Origin of the sequence: Sphingobium xanthum, from assembly GCF_019737615.1 — a bacterium.
Taxonomy (GTDB): Bacteria; Pseudomonadota; Alphaproteobacteria; order Sphingomonadales; family Sphingomonadaceae; genus Sphingobium; species Sphingobium xanthum.
This window is the reverse complement of record NZ_JAHKKS010000006.1, coordinates 70810-96601: the sequence shown is the minus strand read 5'-3', so window position 1 is coordinate 96601 and position 25792 is coordinate 70810. Positions and strand designations below refer to the sequence as shown.

General features: G+C 64.9%; 26 protein-coding genes. 9 read left to right on the top strand and 17 right to left on the bottom strand.

What is annotated here, in order from left to right; all coding sequences use genetic code 11:
• Positions 1–3: 3 nt before the first annotated feature.
• The 6 genes from scpA to KM135_RS11500 form a co-directional block, all read right to left on the bottom strand.
• Positions 4–2133: a methylmalonyl-CoA mutase gene (gene scpA, locus KM135_RS11525; RefSeq protein WP_221714169.1), complete on the bottom strand. Its 2130-nt coding sequence runs from the start codon at positions 2131–2133 to the stop codon at positions 4–6.
• A complete protein-coding gene (locus KM135_RS11520; RefSeq protein WP_246605983.1) occupies positions 2133–2906 on the bottom strand; it encodes an enoyl-CoA hydratase-related protein in 774 nt (257 codons plus the stop codon). The genes scpA and KM135_RS11520 overlap by 1 nt, the downstream gene beginning before the upstream one ends.
• Positions 2903–3343 carry a methylmalonyl-CoA epimerase gene (mce, locus tag KM135_RS11515; RefSeq protein WP_221714168.1) on the bottom strand — a complete coding sequence of 147 codons (441 nt, stop codon included), beginning with the start codon at positions 3341–3343 and terminating at the stop codon, positions 2903–2905. Before mce ends, KM135_RS11520 begins: the two co-directional genes overlap by 4 nt.
• On the bottom strand, positions 3343–4515 hold the full coding sequence (locus tag KM135_RS11510) for an acetyl-CoA C-acyltransferase (RefSeq protein ID WP_221714167.1): 1173 nt from the start codon (positions 4513–4515) through the stop codon (positions 3343–3345). Before KM135_RS11510 ends, mce begins: the two co-directional genes overlap by 1 nt.
• A 67-nt stretch (positions 4516–4582) precedes the next feature.
• A complete protein-coding gene (locus KM135_RS11505; RefSeq protein ID WP_221714166.1) occupies positions 4583–4744 on the bottom strand; it encodes a hypothetical protein in 162 nt (53 codons plus the stop codon).
• A gap of 103 nt (positions 4745–4847) precedes the next feature.
• The gene (locus tag KM135_RS11500) at positions 4848–6386 is read right to left on the bottom strand and encodes an acyl-CoA carboxylase subunit beta (protein WP_221714165.1); all 1539 of its coding nucleotides are present in this window, start codon (positions 6384–6386) and stop codon (positions 4848–4850) included.
• 160 nt (positions 6387–6546) lie between these two features.
• Between KM135_RS11500 and KM135_RS11495 the strand changes: the two genes are divergently transcribed.
• Together KM135_RS11495 and KM135_RS11490 are read left to right on the top strand one after the other, a co-directional pair.
• Complete coding sequence (locus KM135_RS11495) at positions 6547–7962, top strand: helix-turn-helix domain-containing protein (RefSeq protein WP_221714164.1); 1416 nt, start codon at positions 6547–6549, stop codon at positions 7960–7962.
• 6 nt (positions 7963–7968) lie between these two features.
• Positions 7969–8751 carry a response regulator gene (locus KM135_RS11490; protein ID WP_221714163.1) on the top strand — a complete coding sequence of 261 codons (783 nt, stop codon included), beginning with the start codon at positions 7969–7971 and terminating at the stop codon, positions 8749–8751.
• Between the two features lie 10 nt (positions 8752–8761).
• Here the strand turns inward: KM135_RS11490 and gor are convergent, their stop codons facing one another.
• The 3 genes from gor to KM135_RS11475 form a co-directional block, all read right to left on the bottom strand.
• Positions 8762–10108 carry a glutathione-disulfide reductase gene (gor, locus tag KM135_RS11485; protein WP_221714162.1) on the bottom strand — a complete coding sequence of 449 codons (1347 nt, stop codon included), beginning with the start codon at positions 10106–10108 and terminating at the stop codon, positions 8762–8764.
• Between the two features lie 349 nt (positions 10109–10457).
• Positions 10458–10853 carry a type II toxin-antitoxin system VapC family toxin gene (locus KM135_RS11480; RefSeq protein ID WP_221714161.1) on the bottom strand — a complete coding sequence of 132 codons (396 nt, stop codon included), beginning with the start codon at positions 10851–10853 and terminating at the stop codon, positions 10458–10460.
• Positions 10853–11098 carry a type II toxin-antitoxin system VapB family antitoxin gene (locus tag KM135_RS11475; protein ID WP_221714160.1) on the bottom strand — a complete coding sequence of 82 codons (246 nt, stop codon included), beginning with the start codon at positions 11096–11098 and terminating at the stop codon, positions 10853–10855. Before KM135_RS11475 ends, KM135_RS11480 begins: the two co-directional genes overlap by 1 nt.
• 166 nt (positions 11099–11264) lie before the next feature.
• Here KM135_RS11475 and KM135_RS11470 point away from each other — a divergent pair, with 166 nt between their 5' ends.
• Positions 11265–11978 carry a hypothetical protein gene (locus KM135_RS11470; RefSeq protein ID WP_221714159.1) on the top strand — a complete coding sequence of 238 codons (714 nt, stop codon included), beginning with the start codon at positions 11265–11267 and terminating at the stop codon, positions 11976–11978.
• 117 nt (positions 11979–12095) lie between these two features.
• Here the strand turns inward: KM135_RS11470 and pgi are convergent, their stop codons facing one another.
• Complete coding sequence (gene pgi / locus KM135_RS11465) at positions 12096–13610, bottom strand: glucose-6-phosphate isomerase (protein ID WP_221714158.1); 1515 nt, start codon at positions 13608–13610, stop codon at positions 12096–12098.
• Between the two features lie 178 nt (positions 13611–13788).
• Here pgi and lepB point away from each other — a divergent pair, with 178 nt between their 5' ends.
• From lepB to KM135_RS11445, 4 genes are all read left to right on the top strand, one after another.
• Positions 13789–14607 carry a signal peptidase I gene (gene lepB, locus KM135_RS11460; protein ID WP_221714157.1) on the top strand — a complete coding sequence of 273 codons (819 nt, stop codon included), beginning with the start codon at positions 13789–13791 and terminating at the stop codon, positions 14605–14607.
• A complete protein-coding gene (gene rnc, locus KM135_RS11455; protein WP_221714156.1) occupies positions 14604–15275 on the top strand; it encodes a ribonuclease III in 672 nt (223 codons plus the stop codon). Before lepB ends, rnc begins: the two co-directional genes overlap by 4 nt.
• A 131-nt stretch (positions 15276–15406) precedes the next feature.
• On the top strand, positions 15407–16309 hold the full coding sequence (gene era, locus KM135_RS11450; RefSeq protein WP_221714155.1) for a GTPase Era: 903 nt from the start codon (positions 15407–15409) through the stop codon (positions 16307–16309).
• Between the two features lie 148 nt (positions 16310–16457).
• The gene (locus tag KM135_RS11445; RefSeq protein ID WP_221714154.1) at positions 16458–17342 is read left to right on the top strand and encodes a beta-keto acid cleavage family enzyme; all 885 of its coding nucleotides are present in this window, start codon (positions 16458–16460) and stop codon (positions 17340–17342) included.
• A gap of 6 nt (positions 17343–17348) precedes the next feature.
• On the opposite strand, the gene KM135_RS11440 is transcribed toward KM135_RS11445, so the two are convergent.
• From KM135_RS11440 to KM135_RS11420, 5 genes are all read right to left on the bottom strand, one after another.
• A complete protein-coding gene (locus KM135_RS11440; protein ID WP_221714153.1) occupies positions 17349–17903 on the bottom strand; it encodes a hypothetical protein in 555 nt (184 codons plus the stop codon).
• 29 nt (positions 17904–17932) lie between these two features.
• The gene (locus KM135_RS11435) at positions 17933–18952 is read right to left on the bottom strand and encodes a hypothetical protein (protein ID WP_221714152.1); all 1020 of its coding nucleotides are present in this window, start codon (positions 18950–18952) and stop codon (positions 17933–17935) included.
• Positions 18953–19114: 162 nt separating this feature from the next.
• Entirely contained in the window at positions 19115–19906 is a 792-nt protein-coding gene (locus tag KM135_RS11430; RefSeq protein ID WP_221714151.1) for a LysR family transcriptional regulator, read from the bottom strand.
• Positions 19903–20301 (bottom strand): Co2+/Mg2+ efflux protein ApaG, encoded by a 399-nt coding sequence (apaG, locus tag KM135_RS11425; RefSeq protein WP_221714291.1) that lies wholly within the window; start codon positions 20299–20301, stop codon positions 19903–19905. The genes KM135_RS11430 and apaG overlap by 4 nt, the downstream gene beginning before the upstream one ends.
• A 52-nt stretch (positions 20302–20353) precedes the next feature.
• A complete protein-coding gene (locus tag KM135_RS11420; RefSeq protein ID WP_221714150.1) occupies positions 20354–21559 on the bottom strand; it encodes a trans-sulfuration enzyme family protein in 1206 nt (401 codons plus the stop codon).
• A 59-nt stretch (positions 21560–21618) separates the two neighbouring features.
• Between KM135_RS11420 and KM135_RS11415 the strand changes: the two genes are divergently transcribed.
• Both KM135_RS11415 and KM135_RS11410 read left to right on the top strand, forming a co-directional pair.
• The gene (locus KM135_RS11415; protein ID WP_221714149.1) at positions 21619–22917 is read left to right on the top strand and encodes a glycosyltransferase family 39 protein; all 1299 of its coding nucleotides are present in this window, start codon (positions 21619–21621) and stop codon (positions 22915–22917) included.
• Positions 22896–23372 carry a hypothetical protein gene (locus KM135_RS11410; protein ID WP_221714148.1) on the top strand — a complete coding sequence of 159 codons (477 nt, stop codon included), beginning with the start codon at positions 22896–22898 and terminating at the stop codon, positions 23370–23372. The genes KM135_RS11415 and KM135_RS11410 overlap by 22 nt, the downstream gene beginning before the upstream one ends.
• Positions 23373–23755: 383 nt before the next feature.
• On the opposite strand, the gene KM135_RS11405 is transcribed toward KM135_RS11410, so the two are convergent.
• A complete protein-coding gene (locus KM135_RS11405) occupies positions 23756–24733 on the bottom strand; it encodes a threonine dehydratase (RefSeq protein WP_221714290.1) in 978 nt (325 codons plus the stop codon).
• Positions 24730–25779: a 3-isopropylmalate dehydrogenase gene (leuB, locus tag KM135_RS11400; protein WP_221714147.1), complete on the bottom strand. Its 1050-nt coding sequence runs from the start codon at positions 25777–25779 to the stop codon at positions 24730–24732. The genes KM135_RS11405 and leuB overlap by 4 nt, the downstream gene beginning before the upstream one ends.
• Positions 25780–25792 lie beyond the last annotated feature (13 nt).

The window sequence follows — 25792 nt, the reverse complement described above, 5'->3', positions numbered from 1 at the left end:
ACATCATGCATCGCCCGGCACCGGCAGGTTGTGACCGAGTAGACGGAGCAAATCCTCGGCGGCCTGGACGACATTCGTGCCCGGCCCGTAAATGCCCTGAACCCCCGCCTCCCGCAGAGATTCATAGTCCTGCGGCGGAATGACGCCACCGGCAATCACCTTGATGTCGGCACGGCCTGCCTCGCGCAGCCGCTCGATCAGTTCGGGAATGAGGGTCTTGTGCCCGCCGGCAAGGCTGGAGACGCCGATCATGTCGACATCGCTGTCGAGCGCGAGGGCGACGGCTTCGGGCGGTGTCTGGAACAGCGGGCCGCTGACGACGTCGAAACCCATGTCGCCAAAGGCCGAGGCGATGACATTGGCGCCGCGGTCATGCCCGTCCTGCCCGAGCTTCGCGACGAGGATGCGCGGCTTGCGCCCGAGACGGCGCCCGACCGCCTCGATCCCCTCGACCACGCCTTCCCAGCGCTTGTCGCCCGCATAAGGCGCGCCATAGATGCCGCTGACCGGGCTCGGCACGGCGTCATGACGTCCGAACGCCTCTTCCATCGCTGCGCTGATCTCGCCCAAGCTCGCGCGGGCGCGGGCCGCATCGACCGCCAGCGCGAGCAGATTGCCCGTCCCCGCCGCGCCATCCCGCAGCGCCACCAGCGCCGCCCGGCAGGCAAGCTCGTCGCGCTCCGCCTTCACGCGATTGATGCGGGCGATCTGCGCCGCACGGACGGCTGCGTTGTCGACTTCCAGCACGGCGATCGGCGTCTCGTCGGCCAGGCGATATTTGTTGACGCCCACGATGACATCCTCGCCCCGATCGACCCGCGCCTGACGGGCGGCCGCCGCTTCCTCGATCATCGCCTTGGGCCAGCCCGCCGCCACCGCCCGGCTCATCCCGCCTTCCGCCTCGGCGCGGTCGATCAGCGCCTGCGCCGCCTCGGCCAGTTCCGCCGTCAGCGCCTCGACATAATAGCTGCCGCCGAGCGGATCGACGACCTTTGTAACGCCGCTCTCCTCGGCGAGGATGATCTGGGTATTGCGGGCGATCCGGGCGGAGAAGTCCGTCGGCAGCGCCAGCGCCTCGTCGAAGCTGTTGGTGTGGAGCGACTGCGTGCCGCCCAGCACCGCCGCCAGCGCCTCGACCGTCGTGCGCACGACATTGTTGTACGGGTCCTGCTCGGTCAGCGAGACGCCGCTGGTCTGGCAATGGGTGCGGAGCATCTTCGAACGCTCGTCCTGCGCGCCCAGCTTCGCCATCGCCCGATGCCAGAGGAGCCGCGCCGCGCGCAGCTTCGCCACTTCCATGAACAGGTTCATGCCGATGCCGAAGAAGAAGCTCAGCCGCCCGGCAAACTCATCGATATCGAGGCCCGAGCGCACGCCCTCGCGCACATAATCGATACCGTCGGCGATGGTGAAGGCCAGTTCCTGCACCGCCGTCGCTCCGGCCTCGTGCATATGATAGCCGGAAATAGAAATACTATTGAATTTCGGCATATTGGACGAACAATATGCGAAGATGTCTGAAACAATCCGCATACTCGGCGCGGGTGGATAGATATAGGTATTCCGAACCATGAACTCCTTGAGGATGTCGTTCTGGATGGTCCCGGTCAGCGCCGCCTGCGCGACGCCCTGCTCTTCCGCTGCCACGATGTAGAAGGCCATAACCGGGATCACGGCCCCGTTCATCGTCATGCTGACCGACATTTCGTCGAGCGGGATGCTGTCGAAGAGGATCTTCATGTCCTCGACCGTGTCGATCGCCACGCCCGCCTTGCCGACATCGCCATGAACGCGCGGATGATCGCTGTCATAGCCGCGGTGCGTGGCCAGGTCGAACGCGACCGACAGACCTTTCTGCCCTGCCGCGAGGTTACGCTTGTAGAAGGCGTTGCTTTCTTCCGCCGTCGAGAAGCCTGCATATTGCCGGATGGTCCAGGGCCGCCCGGCATACATGGAGGCCCGCACGCCACGCGTAAACGGCGCGAAGCCCGGTAGGCCCGCGTCCGTAGCATTGTCTTTTGTATAGAGTGGTTTGACCGCGATTCTTTCCGGCGTTTGCCAGGTCAGATCACGCCCCTTCACCTCGCGCGCCGCGAGCGCCTTCCAGTCCTCGGGGGCGGGCGTCTCGGTCACTATTCGCCCCGGAACTGCGGCGCGCGCTTGTTGAGGAAGGCCATGACACCTTCGCGGAAATCGGACGTGCGCCCGGCAAGTGTCTGATGTTTCGCCTCAATCGCCATCGTTTCGGCCAGGGTCGCATTCAGCGCGGCCGCCACCTGCTTGCGGATCAGCCCCACCGAGATCGTCGGCCCGTCCGCCAGACGCCGGGCGATCGCCAGCCCCTCGCCTTCCAGCGCCGCATCGTCGACGACACGCGCCACGAGGCCGGCGTCCCGCGCTTCCTCTGCCGACAACCGCTCGCCGAGCAGCGCCATTTCCAGCGCCTTGGCCCGCCCGGCGCTCTTGGCGATCAGCCAGGTCGCGCCGGCGTCGGGCACCAGCCCGATATTGACGAAGCCGAGCTGGAAGTAAGCCGAGCGCGCCATCACGACAATGTCCGCCGCCAGCGCCAGCGCCGCACCCGCGCCGACCGCCGGGCCGTTGATCGCGCTCACCACGGGAATGTCGAGGCTCGCCAGTCGCTCGAACAGCGGATGATAATAGGTTTCCAGCGTCTCGCCGAGATCGGCACTGATGCCGCCGTCGCCCGCCAAATCCGCGCCCGAGCAGAAGGCCCGCCCGGTCGCCGTGATGAGCACGGCCCGCGCGCCTGCCGCCACGCCGTCCTCCAGCGCCTCGGTGAGGTCGACCAGCAGTTCGGTCGAGAGCGCATTCAGCCGCTCCGGGCGATTGAGCATCAGCGTCAGCACGCCGTCTTCGAACATGGAGAGCAGGATATCGGTCAATGGCTGGCTCCCTTCGGCTCTTCCATGATCTCGGTAAGAACACCGTTCATATCTTTGGGATGTAAGAAGAAAACGAGCGTGCCGTGTGCGCCGAGACGCGGCTCACCCAGCACGCGCTTGCCCTGCCCCTCGAACCAGGCCTTCGCGGCGCCGATGTCCGGCACTTCATACGCCATATGATGCTGCCCGCCCTGCGGGTTCTTCTCCAAAAAGCTCGTAATCGGCGAGGCCTCGCCCAGCGGCTCCAGCAGCTCGATCTGCGTGCCCGCCGTGCCACCCTCGCCCGGCGTCTCGACGAAACACACGCGCACGCCCTGCGCCGACATGTCGAACGGCGCGCCGATCCGCGTCGCGCCCATGACGTCACGCCAGAAGGCGACCGACGCGTCAATGGAGGGCGTCGCCACGCCAATGTGGTTGAGGCGGCCGAGCTTCATCAGATCAGCTCCACCGCCATCGCCGTCGCCTCACCGCCGCCGATGCAGAGCGAGGCAATGCCGCGCTTGCCGCCGGTGCGCTCCAAGGCGGACAGCAGGGTCGCGAGGATGCGCGCGCCCGAGGCGCCGATGGGATGCCCCATCGCCGTCGCGCCGCCATGAATGTTCACCTTCTCGTGCGGAATGGCGAGATCGTGCATGGCCGCCATGGTCACGACCGCGAAGGCCTCGTTGATCTCGAACAGGTCGACATCGCCGATGCTCCAGCCGGTGCGGGCCAGCAGCTTCTCGATCGCGCCGACCGGCGCCGTGGTGAAATGGGCGGGCAGCCGGGCATGCGCTGTATGGCCGACGATGCGCGCCACCGCGTTCAGGCCTTGCGCCTCCGCGAGCGAGGCCGGCGCCAGCAGCAGGGCGGCCGCGCCGTCCGAGATGGAGCTGGCATTGGCGGCCGTGATCGTGCCGTCTTTGAGGAAGGCGGGACGCAGGCCGGGGATCTTGGACGGGTCGCCCTTCAGCGGCTGCTCGTCCTGCGCGACGGTCTCTCTGCCCTTGCGCGTCGCAATTTCGACGGACGTTATTTCTTTTTCGAACCAGCCACTTGTTTGTGCTTTTTGAGCGCGCGTGAGAGATTCGATCGCATAGGCATCCTGCGCCTCGCGGGTGAATTGATAGTCCCGCGCCGTCGCCTCGGCGAAGACGCCCATGGCCTTGCCCGGCTCATAGGCATCTTCGAGGCCATCCAGCATCATATGGTCATAGACCGTGTCATGGCCGATACGCGCGCCGGCGCGATGCTTCTTCATGAGATAGGGCGCGTTGGACATGCTCTCCATGCCGCCCGCGACGATGATCTGCGCGGAGCCCGCCGCGATGGCATCGGCTGCCATCATCGCCGCCTTCATGCCGCTGCCGCACATCTTGTTGACCGTCGTCGCCTCGACATGATCGGGAAGCCCCGCCCCCCGCGTCGCCTGCCGCGCCGGCGCCTGGCCGAGCCCGGCGGGGAGCACACAGCCCATATAGCAGCGCTCGACCGCCGCCGGATCAACACCGGCACGCTCGACCGCCGCCTTGACTGCCGCCGCGCCCAGTTCGGTGGCCGTGGCGCCGGAGAGGCTGCCCTGGAAGCTGCCCATGGGCGTGCGGGCATAGGAGAGGATGAGGGTCATAACGAGTCCACTATTCGAGGATAAGTTCTAGATGCTTAGTTCTATCAGGGAACGAAGCGCTGAATGGCTAAAAAAGCCATTTGAACGCGGCCGCCACGGCGACCATCAGCGCCACAAACAGGAAAAGCCCTCCCGCTTCTCGACGCAGCGCTTTCGCCGCGTTCTCGTGAGCTTCCTCCCAGTCGGCACGATCGTTCGCGTGGCTGTGTATCCAGCCGTCGATGGTCATGTTCTCCTTTGACTGTGCGAGACGACGAAGCTCTCTATGCCGAAAGAAAAAACCGACTGCCGACACAAAGCCGATAATGGCCAACGGAAGGAAATCCGAGGCGTCAAAGGGGAATATTATCATGCTTCTTCCACGGGTTCTCCAATTGCTTGTTCCGCAGCTTCCGCAGCCCCAGTGCCACCCGCCGGCGCGTCGCATGCGGCAGGATCACCTCGTCGATGAAGCCTTTGCTCGCCGCCACGAACGGATTGGCGAAGCGTGCCTCATATTCGGCGATCCGCTCGGCGACCTTGGCCGCGTCGCCATTATCGGAGCGGAAGATGATCTCCACCGCGCCCTTGGCACCCATCACGGCGATTTCCGCGGTCGGCCAGGCATAATTGAGGTCGCCGCGCAGATGCTTTGAGGCCATCACGTCATAGGCGCCGCCATAGGCCTTGCGGGTGATGATCGTGATCTTGGGCACGGTCGCCTCGGCATAGGCGAACAGCAGCTTGGCGCCGTGCTTGATGATGCCGGCATGCTCCTGCGCAACGCCGGGCAGGAAGCCGGGCACGTCGACGAAAGTCAGGATCGGGATCTCGAAGGCATCGCAGAAGCGCACGAAACGCGCGGCCTTCTTGGACGAGTTGATGTCGAGCACGCCCGCGAGCACCGTCGGCTGGTTCGCGACCACGCCGACCGTCCGCCCCTCGATCCGGCCGAAACCGCACAGGATATTGCCCGCATGGGCCGGCTGGACCTCGAAGAAATCGCCTTCGTCCAGGGTTTTGCGGATAATCTCATGCATGTCGTAGGGCTGGTTGGCGCTCGCCGGGATCAGCGTGTCGAGGCTCGGCTCCTCGCGATCGAACGGATCGGCAGTCGGCCGCTCGGGCACCGACTCGCGGTTGCTGGCGGGAAGGAAGTCCACGAAGTCGCGGGCCGCGAGCAGCGCCTCGATGTCATTGTCGAAGGCCACATCGGCGACCCCCGACTTCGTGGTATGCGTCACAGCGCCCCCGAGTTCCTCCTGCGAGACCAGTTCATTCGTGACGGTCTTCACTACATCGGGGCCGGTGACGAACATGTAGCTCGAATCCTTCACCATGAAGATGAAGTCGGTCATGGCCGGGCTATAGACCGCGCCGCCGGCGCACGGTCCCATGACCAGAGAAATTTGCGGCACGACGCCGCTCGCCAGCACGTTGCGCTGGAACACTTCGGCATAGCCGCCGAGGCTGGCCACGCCTTCCTGGATGCGCGCGCCACCGCTGTCGTTGAGGCCGATGACGGGTGCGCCGACCTTCATCGCCATGTCCATGATCTTGCAGATTTTCTGTGCGTGCCGCTCGCTCAGCGAACCGCCGAACACGGTGAAATCCTGGCTGAAGACGAACACCAGCCGGCCATTGATCGTGCCCGAGCCGGTGACGACGCCGTCGCCCGGCACATGCTGCTGGTCCATCCCGAAATCGATGCAATTATGCTCGACATACATGTCGAGCTCTTCGAACGAGTCTTCGTCGAGCAGCACGTCCAGCCGCTCGCGCGCGGTCAGCTTGCCCTTGGCGTGCTGCGCATCGATCCGCGCCTGCCCGCCGCCCAGTCGCGCGGCAGCCCGTTTCGCTTCGAGTTGTTCGATGATCGGCAGGTCGGACAAGGCGTTTCTCGATCAGCAAAGGCGTTGCGAAATTGCGAAGCGTTGAATATTCCCCGTTTTCGGCTTTGTCACGCACCGGATTTGCAAAATTGCGGAGTTGCAAAATTGCATTCTGCGGATTAGCAAAAGACTCGGAACTAACCGCAGGAAGACAAGGTTCATGGCTCGCGGCACACGCCTCTTCGTCGGACAGAAGGTCCGCCAGCTCCGGCTCGATGCGCGGATGGACCAGGCCGCCATGGCCCAGTTGCTCGGCATTTCGGTCTCCTATCTCTCCCAGCTGGAGAATGACGATCGTCCGCTGACCGCCAAGGTGAAGGCCGCGCTCGCCAGCGCCTTTCCGCTCGACTGGTCCTCGTTCGACGAGCGTGCCGAGGAGCAATTGCTCGGCGCGTTCAACTGGGCGCTGGCCAATCCCGGCCTCGGCTCGCCCCCGCCGGACCCGGAGCGCGCCGAGCGGCTTCACCTGCAATATCCCGATTTCGCGGCCCGCTATGTCGAGCTGCATCATGCGCTGCGCCAGACGCAGGAGCGCCTTGCCATGATGGAGGAGGCGATTGCCGGCGATGCTGCGCCCGCCGCTCGCGCGCCCTGGGAAATGGTGCGCGACTGGTTTCACGAGGCCGGCAACTATATTCACGAGCTCGATGTCGCGGCTGAGGAGCTGAACGGAGCGCTCGGCCTCGGCGGCGCCAACAATGCCGCGCGCCTGGTCTCAGCGCTTGCCGAGCGCCATGGCTGCGGCAGTCGGCTCAGCGAGAACGATCCGACGCTCATGCGCTCCTATGATGCAAGCGCGCGTCAGCTCACCGTCAATGCCGCCCTGCCCGCCCCCAGCCGCGCCTTTCAGCTCGCCAACCAGTTCATGCAGTTCGAGCTGGGCGAGGAAATGAAGCGCATCGCGATGGAGGCGCAACTCGGCGATCCGGTCGCCGATCGGCTGCTCTTTCTCGGTCTCGCCAATTACGCGACCGGGGCGTTGCTCATGCCTTATGGCGCCTTCCGGCAGGCGGCGCGGGACCTGCGCCACGACATCGATCCGCTGGCGCGTCAGTTCGGCGCCAGCTTCGAGCAGGCCTGCCATCGCCTTTCGACGCTCCAGCGGGCCGGCCAGCGCGGCATCCCCTTCTTCTTCTGCCGCATCGACATGGCGGGCAACATCACCAAGCGCCACAGCGCCACGCGGCTGCAGTTCGCGCGCTTCGGCGGCGCCTGCCCGCTCTGGGGCGTGCATGAGGCGGTGGCGATCCCGGACCGGATCGTCGTACAGCTGGCCGAGATGCCGGACGGGATGCGCTATGTCTCGATGGCCAAGGGGCTGGTGAAACCCTCGGGCAGCTATGCGCGCGAGCCGCGCCGTTATGCCGTCGCGCTCGGCTGCGAGATCGAGCATGCGGCGAACTTCGTCTATGCGGACGGCCTGCGCCTCACCGACGAGGCGGCGGCGACGCCGATCGGCATGACCTGTCGCCTGTGCCCGCGCGAAGGCTGCGACCAGCGCGCCTTTCCGCCGCTCGACCGCCCGATCCGGATCGATCGGAGCCATCGCGGCGTCGTGCCTTACAGCATCGGCTAGGCGCGCTTGCGCGCCGGCGGCATTCCCTACCGCCGCGTTAACCAAACACGTCAGCGCTTCGTTGGCCTTGTTCGGCGATACTTAACTCCTGAAGAAACATTCTGCCTCGTCGAGTTATTGGGCAGATTCACACAGTATTTCGGGGTTTACGGCCAGCTCGGAACAAAAAACATAATAATAAAGATTTCCGCTGCACGGCCGTCATTACCTCCGGAAGGAGAGAGGGTCGCCCTCATGAAACATACGAATGTCTACATCGTCGATGACTCGCTCACCATAAGGGCGATGATGCAATCGCTGATCGAACAGGACGACGCCTTCGAGGTCTGCGGACTCGCCGCGGACGCCGAGCAGGCTCTGGACGACATTTCGTCCATGCAGCCGGAAATCATCCTCCTCGATCTCGCCTTGCCGAGCGTCGATGGCCTGGCATTCCTCGACCGGGTGCAGGAACTGATCCATGACCCCTGGGCGGCGATGAAAGTGATCGTCGTGTCCTCCTCGGCCAAGCATGACGCCCCGATCTGCGACGATGCGTTCCAGCGCGGGGCCGCGGCATGCTTCGACAAGGCCCGCGTCTGCGCGCAGTCGGAGGATTTCATGTCGCTGCTGCGCGAGGTCAGCCAGGGGACCGTCTATCGCGCCCATCACCTCAGCGAAGCCATCACGCTGCCCTCATGGCTCGCGACGGACGACGATGCCGACCAAGACGACGACGACGCGCTCGAAGGCGCATTCGAGATCGTCGATGAGGACAGCGACAAGCCGGATGCGATGACCTTCATCTGAGCCGCGAGGCTCAGCGCATCAGCACAAGCTCCTCGGCCATGCTTGGATGGAGCGCGACCGTTGCGTCGAAATCCGCCTTGGTGAGGCCGGCCTTCACGGCGATGGCAGCAGCCTGAAGGATCTCCGGCGCGTCCGGCGAGATCATGTGGATGCCGACCACCTGACCCGTCTCCGCATTGCAGATGAGCTTGTAGAGGCTGCGCTCGTTGCGGCCCGCCAGCGTGAACTTCATCGGGCGGAAGTCCGAGGTATAGATCTGCACCGTGCCGAGCTTGTTGCGCGCTTCGCCTTCGGTCATGCCGACCGCGCCGATCGGCGGGTTGGAGAAGACCGCCGACGGGATGCAGCTATAGTCGATCGTGCGCGGATTGTTGCCGAACACGGTGTCGGCGAAGGCATGGCCCTCGCGGATCGCCACAGGCGTCAGTTGCACGCGATCGGTCACGTCGCCCACGGCATAGATGCTCTCGACATTGGTGCGGCTGTATTCGTCGACCTTGATCGCCCCCTTCTCGATCTCGACGCCGGCCTTTTCAAGCCCGAGCCCGTCGATCTTCGGATTGCGGCCGGTAGCGAACAGCACCAGATCGGTCTCAATCGGATCGCCGGCGCCGGTGAACACCTTGAGCGAGCCGTCCTCCTGCTTCTCGATCTTCTCCAGCGGCGCATTGAAGCGGAACTGGATGCCCTTGGCGAGGCTGATCTGGAGCAGCCGGTCGCGGATCTGCTCGTCATAGCCGCGCAGCATCTGGTCGCCGCGCAGGACAAGAGTCACGTCGCAGGCAAACTCATGGAAGATGCCGGCGAACTCGTTGGCGATATAGCCGCCGCCGAAGATCACGACGCGCTTGGGCATCGTCTCCAGATGGAAGACCTCGTTCGAGGTGATGCCATATTCCGCGCCCGGCGCATCCGGAATGGCCGGCCAGGCACCGGTCGCGACGAGGATATACTTCGTCGTGACAATCTTGCCGCTGGCGAGGCGCACTTCATGCGGACCCTCGATCGTGGCGCGCTCATGAAAGGTCGTGACCTTGTTGTTGTCGAGCGTCTGCTGATAGAGGCCTTCCAGGCGGGTCACTTCGCCGATGACGTTATCGCGCAGGGTCGGCCAGTCGAACTTGGTGTCGGGCACGTCCCAGCCGAAACGGCGGGCGTCCTTCAGATCCTCGGCGAAATGCGCGCCGTAAACCAGCAGCTTCTTGGGCACGCAGCCGCGAATGACGCAGGTGCCGCCGACCTTATACTCTTCGGCGACGGCCACGCGGGCGCCATGCCCGGCCGCCACGCGCGACGCGCGCACGCCGCCGGAGCCGGCACCGATCACGAACAGGTCGAAATCATAGTCGTCGCTCATTGAAGTTCCTCACCGCCGGGGTTTCGTGCGGCGCATATGGGAGCGCGGGCGCGCAGCGGCAAAGCAATTTTGCTTATGACGTTGATAGTGTCCGGCCATGGGCGGCCGAACATGGCCAATGTCGCCCACTGATCGGAAAACCCGCGCAATATTCTTGCGAAGGTTATGAAGGTTATGGGGTCAGGCCCCTTATATTCCGTTCGGTGATCGATTCCCTCGATCAGGGCGCGCGCAAGTGACATGGAACCGGGATGCCATCGGGTCGTGCCTGTAGGACAGCCGATTTTTCACGACTGTCCGGCAAGTGCCTGGATTGTGGCGTACGGACGACCGCGATTTTGCCCGAGCGCTAGGCGGTTTCGATATCGGTCTGCGGAAAATCCTCGCCCTTGTAAAGGAGCGGGACCCCGGCAATGCGTGCGCAAGCATAAGCAAAACAATCGCCGAAATTGAGCGAAGCGGGATGCCGAGACTTGCCGAACCGCTCAAAAGCATCAAGCGCGTGATATCGCACCTCCGGCGGCACGGCGGACACATGGATGTCCGCGAGGCTGAGAAACTCTTCTACCGCCTGATGTGCCTGACGAATATCGAAATCCAGGCCTCTCGCGACAGCCAGAGCCGTCTCCCAGACGGCAAGCGGAGACGTCATCCTGATCCGGGCCTTCTGAAGGCGCGCCAGCAATTGCGGCGCATCATTCTCATCGACCAGAATCGCGACGAGTGCCGACGCATCGACGAACATCAGGGCTCCCCGTAGAGGCCGTCAATGAAATCCTTATCGATGGGCTTGCCGCCATCCGGCCCGGCATTGGCGCGCAACGCACGCGCAAACGCCAGTCCGCGATCGACCAGAGAAGGCGCCTCCTCCTCTCGCTCAAGCTCGTGACGCAGCGCGCGGCGCACGGCCTCCGTCTTGCTCACACGCTGAAGCATGGCCAGACGCTCCGCCATCCGGTTCACTTCGATATCCTTCACAAAAAGCGACATGGGATATCCTCCTGAATAACCTATATACTCGATGGATATCCTAACGCCAAGGCGGAAATAAGATCCGGATTGCAAGCCGCCGCCGACTGAAAGCATGGTTATCAGTTGTTAACCAATGTTCTTCACAGATGCCGCAATCAGTCTCGCAACGATTGGATGCGCTGCCATGCAAAATACGGTCGACTTCGCTCCCGCCGAGCAGCCCGGCTCTGACGACTTCCTTGTCGAGGCGCTCAATCTGATCGGCGATGAAGGTATCGCCGGCATCGCGCCCGCCTTCGACATACTTCGCGCGGCCGGCAGCGGTCCCGCCGCCCCCGATGCACAGCCCGTGTTGATCGAGGCACTGTTCCAGATGCTCGAAGGTCTCTCCGAGAGCCTCTCCGATTTCCGGATCCACGCACTCGCGACCGGCTTCGATGCCGAGACCGCCGAAGCCGGGGCAACCATCCTGAAGCTCGCCAACTTCCCCGACGGCGCCGGCCAGATTGCCGATCTCGACGACGCGACCGTCATTCTGCTCGCGGCCTTGGCCGCGGCGACAGGTGTGACCGACGCCGCAACGACGTTTCTGAAAAAAGCCGAAATGGTTCGGCCGAACCTCGCTTTCTGGAAGGCAGCCTTCACGCTGCGCGCGCGCATCGTCGCGAATGTGGATGCGACCATCGACAGCATGATGGTGAAGGTTCTGGCCGACGACGATCATTCAGAACTCTTTGCCGTCCTGCCCGACCTACTGGTCATCTATCCCGACCTGCACGAAGCAATTGACCGGCGTATCAAAGACGAACTCGTGTTCCGGCGACAGGCTACGGAACTGCGCCAACTGTACCTGAGCGCGAGCCGCGCGCCTGAACAATCTCTGGAAATGGCCGCCTGACAATTTGCGATGCCGCTCCGGCCGGTCGCAAGGCCGCCGGACGCGATCGGCCGTCACCCGTTCGGCGACAAACGGACGAAATACAAAGGCGAAGCGTGTGATGCTGGGTGGATCAGTTCACCCCAGCGCCAGCTCGATCAGCGCCATCGTGCTCGGATCGAAGCCGTTCGCGCCGTCCCGCTCGATCGACCGGGCAATCTCTTTGCCGAGTTCGACGCCGAACTGATCGAAGCTGTTGATCTGCAGCAGGATGCCGTTGGCGAAGGTGCGGTGCTCGTAGAAGGCGATGAGTGCGCCCAGCGCATGGGGCGTCAGCGCATCGATGAGGATCGTGGTCGAGGGGCGATTGCCGGGATAGGCGCGCGCCGGATCGGCGGCATTTTCGCGCCCCTGCATGAGCGCCGCGCCCTGCGCGAAGCAATTGACCAGCAGCGTCTGGTGATGTGCCGGATCGAGCGCATCGCCGGCTTCCGTGACGGCGATGAACTCGACCGGCACGATGTGCGTGCCCTGATGCAGAAGCTGGAAGACGGCATGCTGCGCGTCCGTCCCCACGCCGCCCCATGTGATCGCCGCGGTATGGCCATAGACCGGCGTGCCGTCCGCCTTCACGGATTTGCCGTTGCTCTCCATTTCGAGCTGCTGGAGATAGGATGGGAGCAGGCGCAGGCGCTCATCATAGGCGAAGACGGCGCGTGTCTGGCATGCGAGGCAGCGCGAATAGAGCTGATCGACGAAGGCGGCGCGCAGCGGCACATTCTCGCGCAGCGGCGCGTTGCGGAAGTGGCGGTCCATGGCGGCAGCGCCTTCGAGCAGCGCCTCGAAGCCGTCCCAGCCGAGCGCGAGCGCTGCAGGGAGCCCGATGGACGACCAGAGCGAATATCGCCCGCCAACGCTCTCCGAGAAGCCGAGGATGCGGGTCTCGTCGATACCCCATTCGATCGCCTTGTCCGGCGCGGCGGTGAGCGCGATCACCTGGCCATAGGGATCGTCGACTCCGGCTTCCTGCATCCACTCGATCGCGCTCGCGGCATTGAGCATCGTCTCGGTGGTGGTGAAGGTCTTGGAGGCGACGATGAGCAGCGTCGCATGCGGATCGAAGCGCGCCATCGCGGCTTCGAGCGCGACGCCATCGACATTCGAGACGATGGCGACGTCATAGCGCCCGGCATCGCGGGCCAGCGCATCGACCAGCAGATCCGGCCCGAGCGCGGAGCCGCCAATGCCGACATGGAGGACATGCTTGATCTCGCCGAGCGCCCCGGCCTCGATCACTTCGACGAGCGTGCGCATGCGCAGCTTGTGCTCGTGCGCGGCGGCGACGCTCTCGGCCCTGCCCTCGCCGCGCTCGGCCGTGTGCTCGACGGCGCGGCCTTCCGTGACGTTGATCGTCTCGCCCGCGAACATCGCTGCGCGCTTGCCGTTGAAATCGACCGCCTGCGCCAGTTCCTCGAAGGCGGCGAGATAGCCGTCCGTCAGGTGCGTCTTGGAAAAGTCGAAGCGCAGGCCGCTTTCCTCGATCACCTGCTTGCCCAGGCGATCGGCATCTTCCTCGAACAGGCCCCGCAGATCCGGCACGACGATGCTTTTGATCTCATGCCAGAGGTCGGCGATTCTTGCAGGGTCGGTCATGTCGGCAAGGTCTCCCGGCGCTGGACTGCTGCCCGTGGCCTTATCGCCTTCGCTTCCCTTTTGCCAAATCCCTTTTGCATCTGCGAAGGCGCGGCGCGAGCGCTTGACGCGGCGCGGCCCGCCTTCCAAAGACGAGCGCGCGCAAAGCCGATCAGATACCAGGGAAAGCCAAAGCTTCATGTCCACAAAGTCCGAAACGCGGGACCTCCTGTCGTTTCTGCTGAAGCTGGCGCTGATCGTGCTCGTGATCCGCTCGCTGCTGATCTCTCCGTTCAACATTCCGTCGGAGTCGATGCAGCCCCGCCTGCTGATCGGCGACTATCTGCTCGTCTCGAAATGGCCCTATGGCTATTCGCGCTACAGTTTCCCGTTTCATCCCAATCTCTTCGACGGCCGGATCATGGCAGGTACGCCGGAGCGCGGTGACGTCGTCGTCTTTGCCGCGCCCCGCAATACGGACGAAGACTGGATCAAGCGCGTGGTCGGCCTGCCCGGCGATTATATCCAGGTGCGCGCCGGCACGGTCTATCTGAACGGCCAGCCGGTGCCCAAGCGCCGCATCGACGATCTGGTCATCCCGGTCACGCCCAATATGGTGGAAGCTTCGCGCCGCGAACGCGCCATCTCGCCCTGCTACCGCCCCGATTTCGAGTATGAAGACGCCAAGGGCGAGAAGCATTGCCGCTATCCGCGCTTCCGCGAGACGATGCCGAATGGAAAAAGCTACGAAGTGCTGGACCTTATCGACGGACCGACCGACAATACCGGCGTGTTCGTCGTTCCGAAGGGGCATGTCTTCGTGATGGGTGACAATCGCGACCGCAGTCTGGACAGCCGCATTTCCGTCGAGGGCGGCGGGGTCGGCGCGTTGCCGATCGACAATCTGGTCGGCCGCGCGATGGTCGGCTTCTTCTCCACGGATGGCTCGGCGAACCTGCTCCTCCCCTGGACCTGGCTCACCGCCGCCCGGCCCGAGCGCATCGGCGAGGGCTTTTGAGCGCCGCCGGCCTTGATGCCTGGCTCGCCGATCTGATCGGCGGCGCGCCGGGCAATCCGGCGCTCTACGAGCAGGCGCTGACGCACGGCAGCGCCAGCCTCGCGCATTATGAGCGGCTGGAGTTCCTCGGCGACCGCGTGCTCGGCATCATCATGGCCGACTGGCTGTTCAGGCGCTTCCCGGAGGAAAAGGAAGGCCAGCTCTCGCGCCGGTTCAACCAGCTCGTGGCGGGCGGCACCTGCGCGCAGGTCGCCCGTGCGATCGGCGTGCGCGCGCATCTGCGCCTCGGCAAGCAGGCGCGCGACGACGGCGCGATCGAGAGCGACAATGTGCTGGGCGACGTCATGGAAGCGCTGATCGGCGCGCTCTACATCGACAAGGGCATGGAGCCGGCGCGCGTCCTCGTGCAGCGCTTGTGGGCGGGCGAAGTCGAGGGCCAGCCGAGCGCGCCCAAGCATCCCAAATCCGAGCTGCAGGAATGGGCGGCCGCCAACAACAGGCGCCCGCCCGACTATGAACTGGTGGAGCGGACCGGTCCGCAGCATGCGCTACGCTTCACGGTCAGCGTCACGATCAAAGGCGCTGGAGAAGCGCGCGGCGAAGGCAGCTCGAAACAGGAAGCCGAGACGGCGGCGGCGGCGGCCTTTCTGGAGAAGTTGGAAAATTAGTCCTTTCCCCGTTCGCCCTGAGTAGCCATTGAGCTTGTCGAAATGGCATATCGAAGGGCCGCGCGCGGATCTGATCCTTCGATACGGGTCTTCGACAAGCTCAGCCCCTACTCAGGACGAACGGAGTAATTTTGGAAGCTAGTTCAACTCGTTGCGGCGTCATCGCGGTGGTCGGCGCCCCCAATGCGGGCAAGTCGACGATCGTCAATGCGCTGGTCGGCCAGAAGGTCGCGATCACCAGCCCCAAGGCGCAGACGACGCGCGTGCGCGTCATGGGCGTCGCCATCGAGGACGAGGCGCAGCTCGTGCTGGTCGATACGCCGGGCATTTTCGCGCCGTCGCGGCGGCTCGATCGCGCTATGGTGCAGTCCGCCTGGGGCGGCGCGCAGGATGCCGATCTCATCGCGCTGATCGTCGACGGCCGCGCCGGCCTCGGCCCCAAGATGGACCCGATCCTCGACGGGCTCGCCAAGCGGCGCGAGATCAAGTGGCTGATCCTCAACAAGGTGGACATCGCCGCCAAGGACAAGCTGCTGACGCTCACCGAGAAGCTGCACGCGCGGGTCGATTTCGCCGAGACCTATTATGTGAGCGCGGCGACGGGCGACGGCCTGCCGGAGCTCAAGACGGCGATGGCGAAGGCCATGCCCGAGGGTCCGTGGCATTTCCCGGCCGATCAGGTCTCCGACGCGACCGACCGCCTGCTCGCCGCCGAGATCACGCGCGAACAGCTCTATCATCAGCTGCACGACGAACTGCCCTATCAGAGCGCGGTCGAGACCGAGCAATATAAGGAGCGCGACGACGGATCGGTCGAGATCCACCAGCAGATCCTCGTCGCCCGCCCCACCCAGCGCGGCATCATCCTGGGCAAGAACGGCCAGCGGCTGAAGGAAATCGGCTCAAAGGCGCGCGCCGAGCTGGCCGCCCTGCTCGGCGTGAAGGTGCATCTCTACCTGCACGTCAAGGTGAAGGAAGGCTGGGACGAAGACCGGCAAGTCTATCGGGATATCGGGCTGGACTGGGTCGAATAGCGCCGAGCGCCACGACAAAAGCGCAGCAATTATGCGCCAATTCGCATCAAATTGACAAAATCAATGATGGGTGCCGCCCGGTGGCTTGACCCCGCCGCGCCGAACGGGCAGCACGCGCCCGTTCGCCCTTTTTGGAGAGGAAAGCCGCATGAGCAATCGTCGCATGGTCACCATCGCCCCGACCGGGGGCACCTCGATGAAAAGCGCGAATCCCGCCCTCCCCACCCAGCCGGACGAGATCGCGCGCGACGTGATCGCCTGCGCCAAGGCAGGCGCCGCCATCGCCGCGATCCACGCGCGCCGGCCCGACGATCAGGCGACCTGCAACGCCGCCATCTATCGCGACATCAACGAGCGCATCCGGGCCGGCTGCGACATCATCGCCAACAATTCGACCGGCGGCGGCAACACCGGCGACATGCTGGAGCCGCGCGCAGACGGCCGCTTCGAGAATAATTTCGAGGAGCGGCTGAAGGGCACGGACGGCGGCGCCGAAATGTGTACCTTCGACGGCGTGACCGTGGTCGACACCATGGCCGGGCACGACGTGCTGGTGCTGACGCCGCCGACGCGCTGCGAGGAACTGGTCAAGACGATGATCGACAAGGGCATCAAGCCCGAGTGGGAAGTCTTCTCGCCCGATCACATCCTGCAGGACGTCACGCGCCTCATCCAGAAGGGCTATGACAAGCCGCCTTACTACATCAATATCGTGCTGGGCGGGCATAACGGCTTTCAGGGCGCGATGCCCTACAGCATGGACATTCTCGACTTCATGGTGAAGTGCCTGCCCCCGCAGTCGATCTGGTGCATCTCCGGCATCGGCCCGGCGCAGTTGCCCGCCACGACGCAGGCGCTGCTGATGGGCGGCCATGTCCGCGTCGGTCTGGAGGATAATCATTATTATTCGCGCGGCGTGAAGGCCACCAACCTGATGCTGATCGAGCGTCAGGTGCGCATCATGAACGAGCTGGGCTATGAACCGATGAGCCCCGCGGAATCGCGCGAATTGCTGGGGCTGAAGCAGCTCTGAGTCGTCTCAGACGGCGGGCTTCGACGGCGAGGCCGGCCTCGACGTGGGCCGGCCCGCCACAACCGCGCCGACGAACGCGACCAGCCCGGCGGTGAAGCACAGCCATGCCGCGACCAGCATCATTCGCACCTGCAGGATAGACGGCAATGTCCAGAGCGTCTCGGGATTGAACTCGGCCGTCTCCATCTGGTTGGCGGTGAGGAAGGGGCAGCTGTCCGCAAAGACGCGCAGCGCATTGCTGGTGCAGGCCAGCCCCTTGATGAGGCGATCCCCGGACGGCATCGGCACGACGAACATCGAATAGAGCGCCAGATAGGCCGCCGCGCCGATGATGGTAAGCAGCAGGCCGGCGATCATCAGGCGGCGGCGGACGACCCGGCGGGCACCCCGCCCCCATTCCCACATGACGAGGGCGGCCATCAGGATGAAGGCGGCGCTCACATATTCGATCGCCGGTGGCCAGGGGGGCTGCAGCTTGGCGAAGGCCAGCATGAGCGGCAGCGCGGCGATACCGGCCGCGAAGGCGAGAATCTTGACGATATCCTTGAAATAGTCGTCCACCCCGGTCCCCTTTTCTGGCAGTTCCCCTCTTATGGTCGCGGCCCGAGCGTCACGGTCTTCAGCCCGTCGCCCTGATAATTGAAGTCGCGCCTGATCTGATTGCTGAGGCCATTCCCCCACCGGCCATCGAGCATGTAGCTGCCGATCAACGGCGTGCCGGAGACGGGATCGGGCGTTTTCCAGTCCTTGCACTGGGTACGATCATAGGGGTCTTGCACGCCCTGCGCGACGCACAGGTTGAAGAGAAAAAGCGGGATGTAGGAAATCTGTCCCCCAGGCGGCACGGGCCGGATGCGATAGGGAGTCGCCGGCGTGCTGATCATCAGGGAGCCGCATTGACCGCGCTCCCGGATCATCGGGAAACCGGCCGGCTTGTCCGGCGCGGCATTGATCCGGCTGGCGAGGCGCAGGCCGGCGACGTCTTCCGCCGAGCGCGGCGCGCCCGGCGGTACGGGAGTCGGCGGCTGCGCGACCGGCGGGGCCGCCTCGATCACGGCGGCCGGCGGGGGCGCCATAACCGACCCGGCGGACACCTGCGTCGCCGCGGACATCTGACCATGCGGGACATGCACGTGCGCGCCCGGTGACTGCGGGCCGGCAGCCGGCGCGGCGAGCCCTGCCAGGTTCGGTCCGACAGGCGCGACCGTCACGAGGGGCTGAGCCGGCGGCGGGTTCAGCAGATCGGCATAATAGCTGTCGCCCCAGGCCATGGCGCGCGCCGCATCGATGCCCAGGCGCTTGAGATTCTGCTGGACCATCGCGGCGGCGGCGGCCTGGCGGATCGGCATCGTCGTTCCCGCGCCAAGCGCGAGCTGGGCATCAAGCTCGGGAAAGCGGAAATAGCAGGGCGGCACGATGAGACCGCTGCGGATATTGGTCAGCCGCGTCTGATCGAACCGCAGCTTCTGCCTGGCATAGTCATCGGCAACGCCCAGCAGCGGATCGCGGACCGGCGGAGGCTGAGGCTGAGGCTGCGCAAACGCCGCGCCGATCGGCGCGAGCACCAGCGATAGGACCGTCAGCATGGAGCATGAGGAACCTGCACTCACGATCGACTTCCTTCAGAAAGTTGCACGATCGCGCCCGTGGTTCGCAGAATAGTCCCAGAAGGCCTCGTTGATAAGGAAAAAGCGCCATGTTGATTGCACGCACCCGCCCGAACGCGACGGGAGGTTGTGCTTCGCCTTCAGGAAGTGCCTGTGCTGGCGGCGTCAGTCGCCCAGCGCCGCAACCAGCGCCTTGACCTTTTTCTGCCGCCATTGCGGCAGCGGCGCGATGAGCCAGTAGCCCATGCCATCGCGCGGCTCACCGACGAGCGAGACGCGGCCCGAGGCAATATCGGCGCTCGCCAGCAATTCGGGCACGCAGGCACGACCGAAGCCGCTCGCCGCCGCATCGATCGCAAGGCCCGCATCGGCGACGCGCATGATCGCGCGGCCATCCTCGACCGGACAGCCGGGCCAGGCGATCGGCGCATCGATGCCCTTGCCGTCCGCAGCGGCGACGGTCACGAAGCGCGCGTCGCCCAGCGCAATGCCTTCATGCTCGCCCGGGCCATCGGCCAGGCGAATGGCGAGATCGAGATTGGCCTCGGTGAAATCGAGCGCCTCGTCCGCCGCCACGAGCAGGAACTGGAGATCGGGCTCGGCCGTCGCATAGCCGGCAAGGCGCCCGTTCAGCCATTTGGCCGTGAGATCGCGCGGCGCGGCAATCGTCAGATGCTGCGAGCTCTGCCCGGCCTGCATGGCACGCACCGACTCTTCCAGCTCCAGAAACGCGCTGCGCAACGCGGGCAACCCCGCCTCGGCCTCGGGCGTCAGTTCCAGCCCGCGCGGGGTGCGGCGGAAGAGCACGACGCCAAGCATATCCTCCAGCGCGCGGATCTGCTGGCCCACGGCGGCCGGCGTCACTGCCAGCTCATCGGCCGCACGCGTGAAGCTCAGGTGACGCGCCGCGGCGTCGAAAACGCGCAGGCCGTTCAACGGAAGATGTGTTCGCTTCAATTCGGCCCCACCGGCGCGATCAGGGGGAAGCGCGGAATGCGCGCCTCGAAGATGTCACCGCCGGCCTGCAGCATCGAATAGACGCCTTCCATCCAGCCGGTCGGCGTGCTGAGCGGGCAGCCCGAGACATAGTCGTAGACGCCGCCGGGCTGGATCACCGGCTCCTCGCCGACGACGCCGCGCCCTTCCCGCTTGAACAGCGCGCCGCGCCCGTCCGCGATGGTCCAGCGGCGCATGAGCAATTGCACCGGCTCGTCCCGGTCATTCTCGATGCGAATGTTGTAGACCCAGAACCATTTGCCGAGATCGGGATCGGACTCTTCGGGCCGGAAGGTGACGGCAACCCGCACCGTGACGTCCTGCGTCGTCTCGGCATAGGGAAAGAGCGCGCTCATCAGGTGATGGGTGTTCGTCATGCGGTTCGTCCTGTGACCCGCCGGACCCTAGTCAAAGCCCGACGGCGGTCAATGCCTGATCCAGATCCTCGATGATGTCGTCGGGGTCTTCCAGTCCCACATTGATGCGGATCATGCCTTCCTCGACGCCCGCTTCCGCGCGCTTCTGCGGCCCCATATTATTGTGGGTGGTCGACGCCGGATGGCAGAGCAACGTGCGCGAGTCTCCAATATTGTTGGAGATGTCGCACAATTGCATCGCATTGAGCATCGCCATGGCCTGCGCCCGGTCCTCCAGGATGAAGGAGAAGATCGGCCCGGCGGCCGTCATCTGCTTGCGCACCAGATTATGCTGCGGATGGCTCGGCAGGCCGGGGTGCAGCATGCGCTCCACCCGCGTCGCCATGAACTTGCCGACCTTGAGCGCATTCTCGGACTGGCGCATGGCGCGCAGCTCCAGCGTCTCCAGCCCCTTCAGCACCACCCAGGCATTGAACGGCGAGATGATCGGACCGGTGTTGCGCTGGAACGGCGAGAGCTTGCCGTTGATCCACTCGTCCGTGCCGCAAACGGCGCCGGCGAGCACGCGGCCCTGCCCATCCATGAGCTTGGTCGCGCTATAGGCGACGACATCGGCGCCGAAATCGAGCGGGCGCTGCAGGATCGGCGTCGCGAAGGCATTGTCGACGATGGTCGTGATGCCGTTCTCGCGCGCAAGGCCGCAGACATATTCGAGATCGACGATGTCGAGCGTCGGATTGGCCGGCGTCTCGAAGAAGAAGACCTTGGTGTTCGGCTGGATCGCGTCCCTCCACTGCTCGTTCTCGCGCGCATCGACGATGCTGTGCGTGATGCCGAAGCGATTGAGCACATTGTCGAGGATCCAGCGGCACGAGCCGAAGGCCGCGCGGCCGGCGACGACATGATCGCCGCTGCTGAGCATGCAGAGCAGCGCGCTGGTCATCGCGGCCATGCCGGTCGCCTGCGCCTTGCACGCCTCGGCGCCTTCCATCAGCGCGATGCGCTCCTCGAGCATCTGCACCGTGGGATTCTGGAAGCGGCTATACTGCATGCCGGCCTGCTCGCCGGCAAAGCGCGCGGCGACATCCTCGGCCGTGTCATAGGTATAGCCCGAGGTCAGATACAGCGCCTCGCTGGTCTCGCCATGCTCGGAGCGCCACGTGCCCCCGCGCACCGCCTGCGTCGCGGGACGCCAGCGGCTTGTGAGGGATCGGTCTTGTCCACTATGCTTCTTCATGCGGCCGCTTCTAGCCGCTCCCCTTGCGGGGTCAATCCACGGCGGACATGCAGGACGCAATGACGAGCCCCGACAAAGTGCCCGACCGAGCAAAGCCCGCCAGGCCCTTCTCCGCGCCCGATCTGCGCGATCTTGGTATCGCCGCCCTGTTCGCGCTGGCAGCGCTCGCGCTCTTCCTGTTCCGCATCACCGATCCGGCGAAGCTCAACTTCGACGAGACCCATTATGTGACGGCGACGCGCCTGCTGATGGGGCTCACCGACCTGGCCAATGCCGAGCATCCGCCGCTCGCCAAATGGCTGATCGGCCTGGGCATGGCGATGTTCGGCGACAATCCGTTCGGCTGGCGGATCATGAGCGCGCTGTTCGGCGCCACTCTGGTCTTCGCGGGCGTGATGGCGGCGCGCTGGCTGCTCGCGACGCGCACGGCCGCCGTCATGACCGGAGCGCTGCTGCTGCTGAGCCCCATGCTGTTCGTCCAGTCGCGCATCGCCATGCTCGACATCTTCATGGCGAGCTTCCTGATGCTCGCCTTCTGGATGCTCGCGGCGGCCTCCGCGGGCGGCTATCGCAGCCGCAGGCATGTCGCGCTCGGCGGCGTCTTCCTCGGCTGTGCCATGGCCTGCAAATGGACCGCCTTCCCACTCATCGCGATGGCGATCCTCTTCTATCTCGTCGCGCGCCGGGGCGACTGGAAGAACCGGAACAGCAGCGATCCCGGCATCACCCTGCTCGAAGGCTTCGGCTGGCTCGCGCTCGGCTCGGTGCTGGCCTATCTGGCGACCTTCTTGCCGCTCATGTTCCTGCAACATGGCGCCGTGCCGCTGGGCCAGATCATCCCGCGCCAGTTCGAAATGCTGACCCTGCAAAGCTCGCCCATGGCCTCGCACAGCTATCAGAGCGTCTGGTGGCAATGGGTGCTGAGCATCCGGCCGATCTGGTATTTCTACGAGCCGGTCGAGGGCATCCAGCGCGGCGTGCTGTTCATCGGCAATCCGGCGATCAGCTGGGGCGGCCTGCTGGCGCTCGCGCTCTGCCTTTATGCGGGCATCTCGCGCGGGCAGCGTGCCATGCTGGCGATCGTGCTGCTCTGGACGGCGTCGGTCGCCTTCTTCATCGTCATCCCCAAGCCGGTGATGTTCTACTATCACTATTTCCCGGCCTCGCTGCTGCTCTGCTTCGCGATCGCCGCCGTGCTGGACCGCTGGTTCTGGCGCGCCGGCAACCGCGTCATCCCGGCGCTGTTCATCGGCTTCACCGCGCTGCTGTTCCTGGAATTCTACCCGATCATCTCCGCCGCCGCCCTCGGCGACCCGCAGGATTTCAATCGCTGGATGTGGCTGGACAGCTGGCGGTGAAAATCGCTCCGGTCGCCTTGACTTGTCTGCTTTTAGCCGCGTCCCCCGCTGAAGCGTGCCTGGCAACATTTATGCCGGAAGCAATTCTGTTCGACAGCAAGCCGAGCGAAGTGCCGGCGGGTCATGTGCTTTTGCATCTCCAGTTCGTCGAACCGGAACATGTGCGCATCCTCGGCGGGACAAGGACAGTGGCGGCTGGCACGGTCGTTCGCCTGAGCCTGTGGTCTCATTCATCCTGCACTGTTCTTGGCTCCAGGCAAAAGACAGCCTACGCCGTTGGTCAATTCCTTCGCAGGCGCAACAAAACGATCGAGTTCATGCCTAGGGTTTACAGACGACATTGGGTCGACGAGGTACTGACGCTGGTCGGGATCGATCGATACACGCCGGGCGAGCTCGAAAACAGCTTGGCCAACCCAGCTGATTTGGCGTCGGGTCGCCGATCCCTGCGATGAGCTCAGGGCGAACGGAGCAGGAGCGGCACGACGCCCAGCCTATGTCCTACACACCACAGGCAATGCTAAGACAACTGCACGGCCCGAAATGGCGCCGCCGCTCTTTGACTTCGTAAAATCATTCTAAAACAGAGACTTGCCGCCATCTCGCAGCAGAACGCTCGCGTCTCACCATGCGCGATATGAGGGAAATTTGCGAATTTAGCTGCTCAAACCCGCAGAAATGCGTGGTTTTTTTTTCGATCGTGACACTATCGGTCTTGCGCAAGAGCGTGCAATTCGGGGCTTAAACCGGATCGGATAGCCGCACTCACCGCCAGATAGGCGTCGGACGCGGGACATGATCGTCGATCGCCCCTGAGTCGCGCCCTCTACGTGCCAACTCACATCGGAGCGGGCGTGCCTCCGGCCAACACCGTCGCGGCCTGGCTCATGTCGAGATTGCCGCCCGAGAGGATGACCGCGACCTTCTTGCCCCGCATCGCCTCGCGCTCCTGCATCAGCGCGGCGAGCGCGGCGGCGCCGGCACCCTCGGCGACGTTGTGCGTATCCTGCCAGAGCGCGCGGATCGCCGCGGCAATCTCGTCATCGGCGACCGCAACGAAGCGCGCGGCGCGCGGCGTCAGATAGTCGAGCGCCGACTGCACCGGCGTGCAGACGGCGATGCCGTCCGCGAAGGTGTGCGCCGTCTCGGTGGCGATCAGACGCCCTTGCTCAAAGCTCTGCTTGGCGCCATCGACCGCCGAGGACACGACGCCGACGATGTTGGTCGAAAGGCCCAGCGCTTCTTTTGCCGCGATCGTGCCGCACAGGCCCGATCCACAGCCAACCGGCACATAGATCGTGTCGAGGTCGGGCACGGCCTCCAGCAGTTCCAGCCCATAGCTCGCGACGCCGCGCACGAGTTGCTCATGATAGGCCGGGACCATGTAGAGCCCATATTGCGCCGCGCGCGCGGACGCTTCCGCCTTGGCCCCGTCGAAATCGCCGTCATGCTCGATGACCTCGGCCCCGAAGGCGCGCATCGCCGCATTCTTCTCCAGCGCATTGCCGCGCGGGACGATGATGGTCGCGGTGAGACCGGCGGCGCGGGCTGCGCGCACCTGTGCCTGCCCGTGATTGCCGCGCGTCGCGGTGATGATGCCGGTGACGTCCGGCTGCGTGCGCCGCAGCCAGTCGATGAAACTGACCGCCCCGCGCGCCTTGAACGCGCCCGTCGGCGTGTGGTTCTCATGCTTCACCCAGACGTCGCAGCCCAGCCGCTCGGCCAGCAAGGGCCAAGCGAACTGGGGCGTCGGCGTCATCTGCTCATAGACCAAAGCCGCAGCGGCCCTCAGCGAAGCGAGCGAGACGTCCATCAGGCGGCGAGCGCTGCCAGAACGGCGTCGCCCATAGCGCTCGTGCTCATCACGCCGCCAAGATCGGCCGTGCGCGCACCGCCCGCGAGCGCCTTCGCCACCGCTGCCTCGATCCGGTCCGCTGCCTCGGCCTGACCGAGCGAGAAGCGCAACATCATCGCCGCCGAGAGGATCGTCGCCAGCGGATTTGCCTTGCCCTGCCCGGCAATGTCCGGCGCGCTGCCGTGGATCGGCTCATAGAGCCCCTTGCCGTTCACATCGAGCGAAGCGGAAGCGAGCATGCCGATCGACCCGACGCACATGCTTGCCTGATCGGAGAGGATGTCGCCGAACAGATTGCCGGTCACGATGACGTCGAACTGACCGGGATTGCGCACCAGCTGCATCGCGGCATTGTCGACATACATGTGGCTGAGCGTGATGCCCGGATACTCCTTCGAGACTTCGGTCACGACGTCGCGCCAGAGCTGGCTCGTCTCCAGGACGTTCGCCTTGTCCACCGAGCAGAGCAGGCCACGCCGCGCTTGCGCTGCCTTGAAGGCGCTGTGCGCGATGCGGCGCACTTCGGCCTCGTTGTAGGACATGATGTCATAGCCTTCGCGCAGTCCATCGGCGGTCTGGCGCATGCCCTTCTCGCCGAAATAGACGTCGCCGTTGAGCTCGCGCACGATGAGCAGGTCGATCTGCTCTGCGATCTCGCGTCGCAGCGTCGAGTCCTCGGCCAGCTCGGGGAACATCTTGGCCGGGCGCAGGTTCGAGAACAGCGTCAGTTCCTTGCGCAGACCCAGGATCGCCTGCTCCGGCCGCAGCGCGCGCTCGAGATTGTCGCAGGTCGGATCGCCCACCGCGCCGAACAGGATCGCATCGGCACGGCGCGCAAGGTCCAGCGTCTCGGGCGGCAGCGGGTGGCCCTTGGCATGATAGGCTGCGCCACCGACCAACCCTTCCTCGAAGGTGAGGTCCGGAAGTGCCAGCGCATCGAGCACGCGCAGCGCCTGCGCCGTCACTTCGGGGCCAATTCCATCGCCGGGCAGCACTGCAACAAGCATCGCTCTATCCATC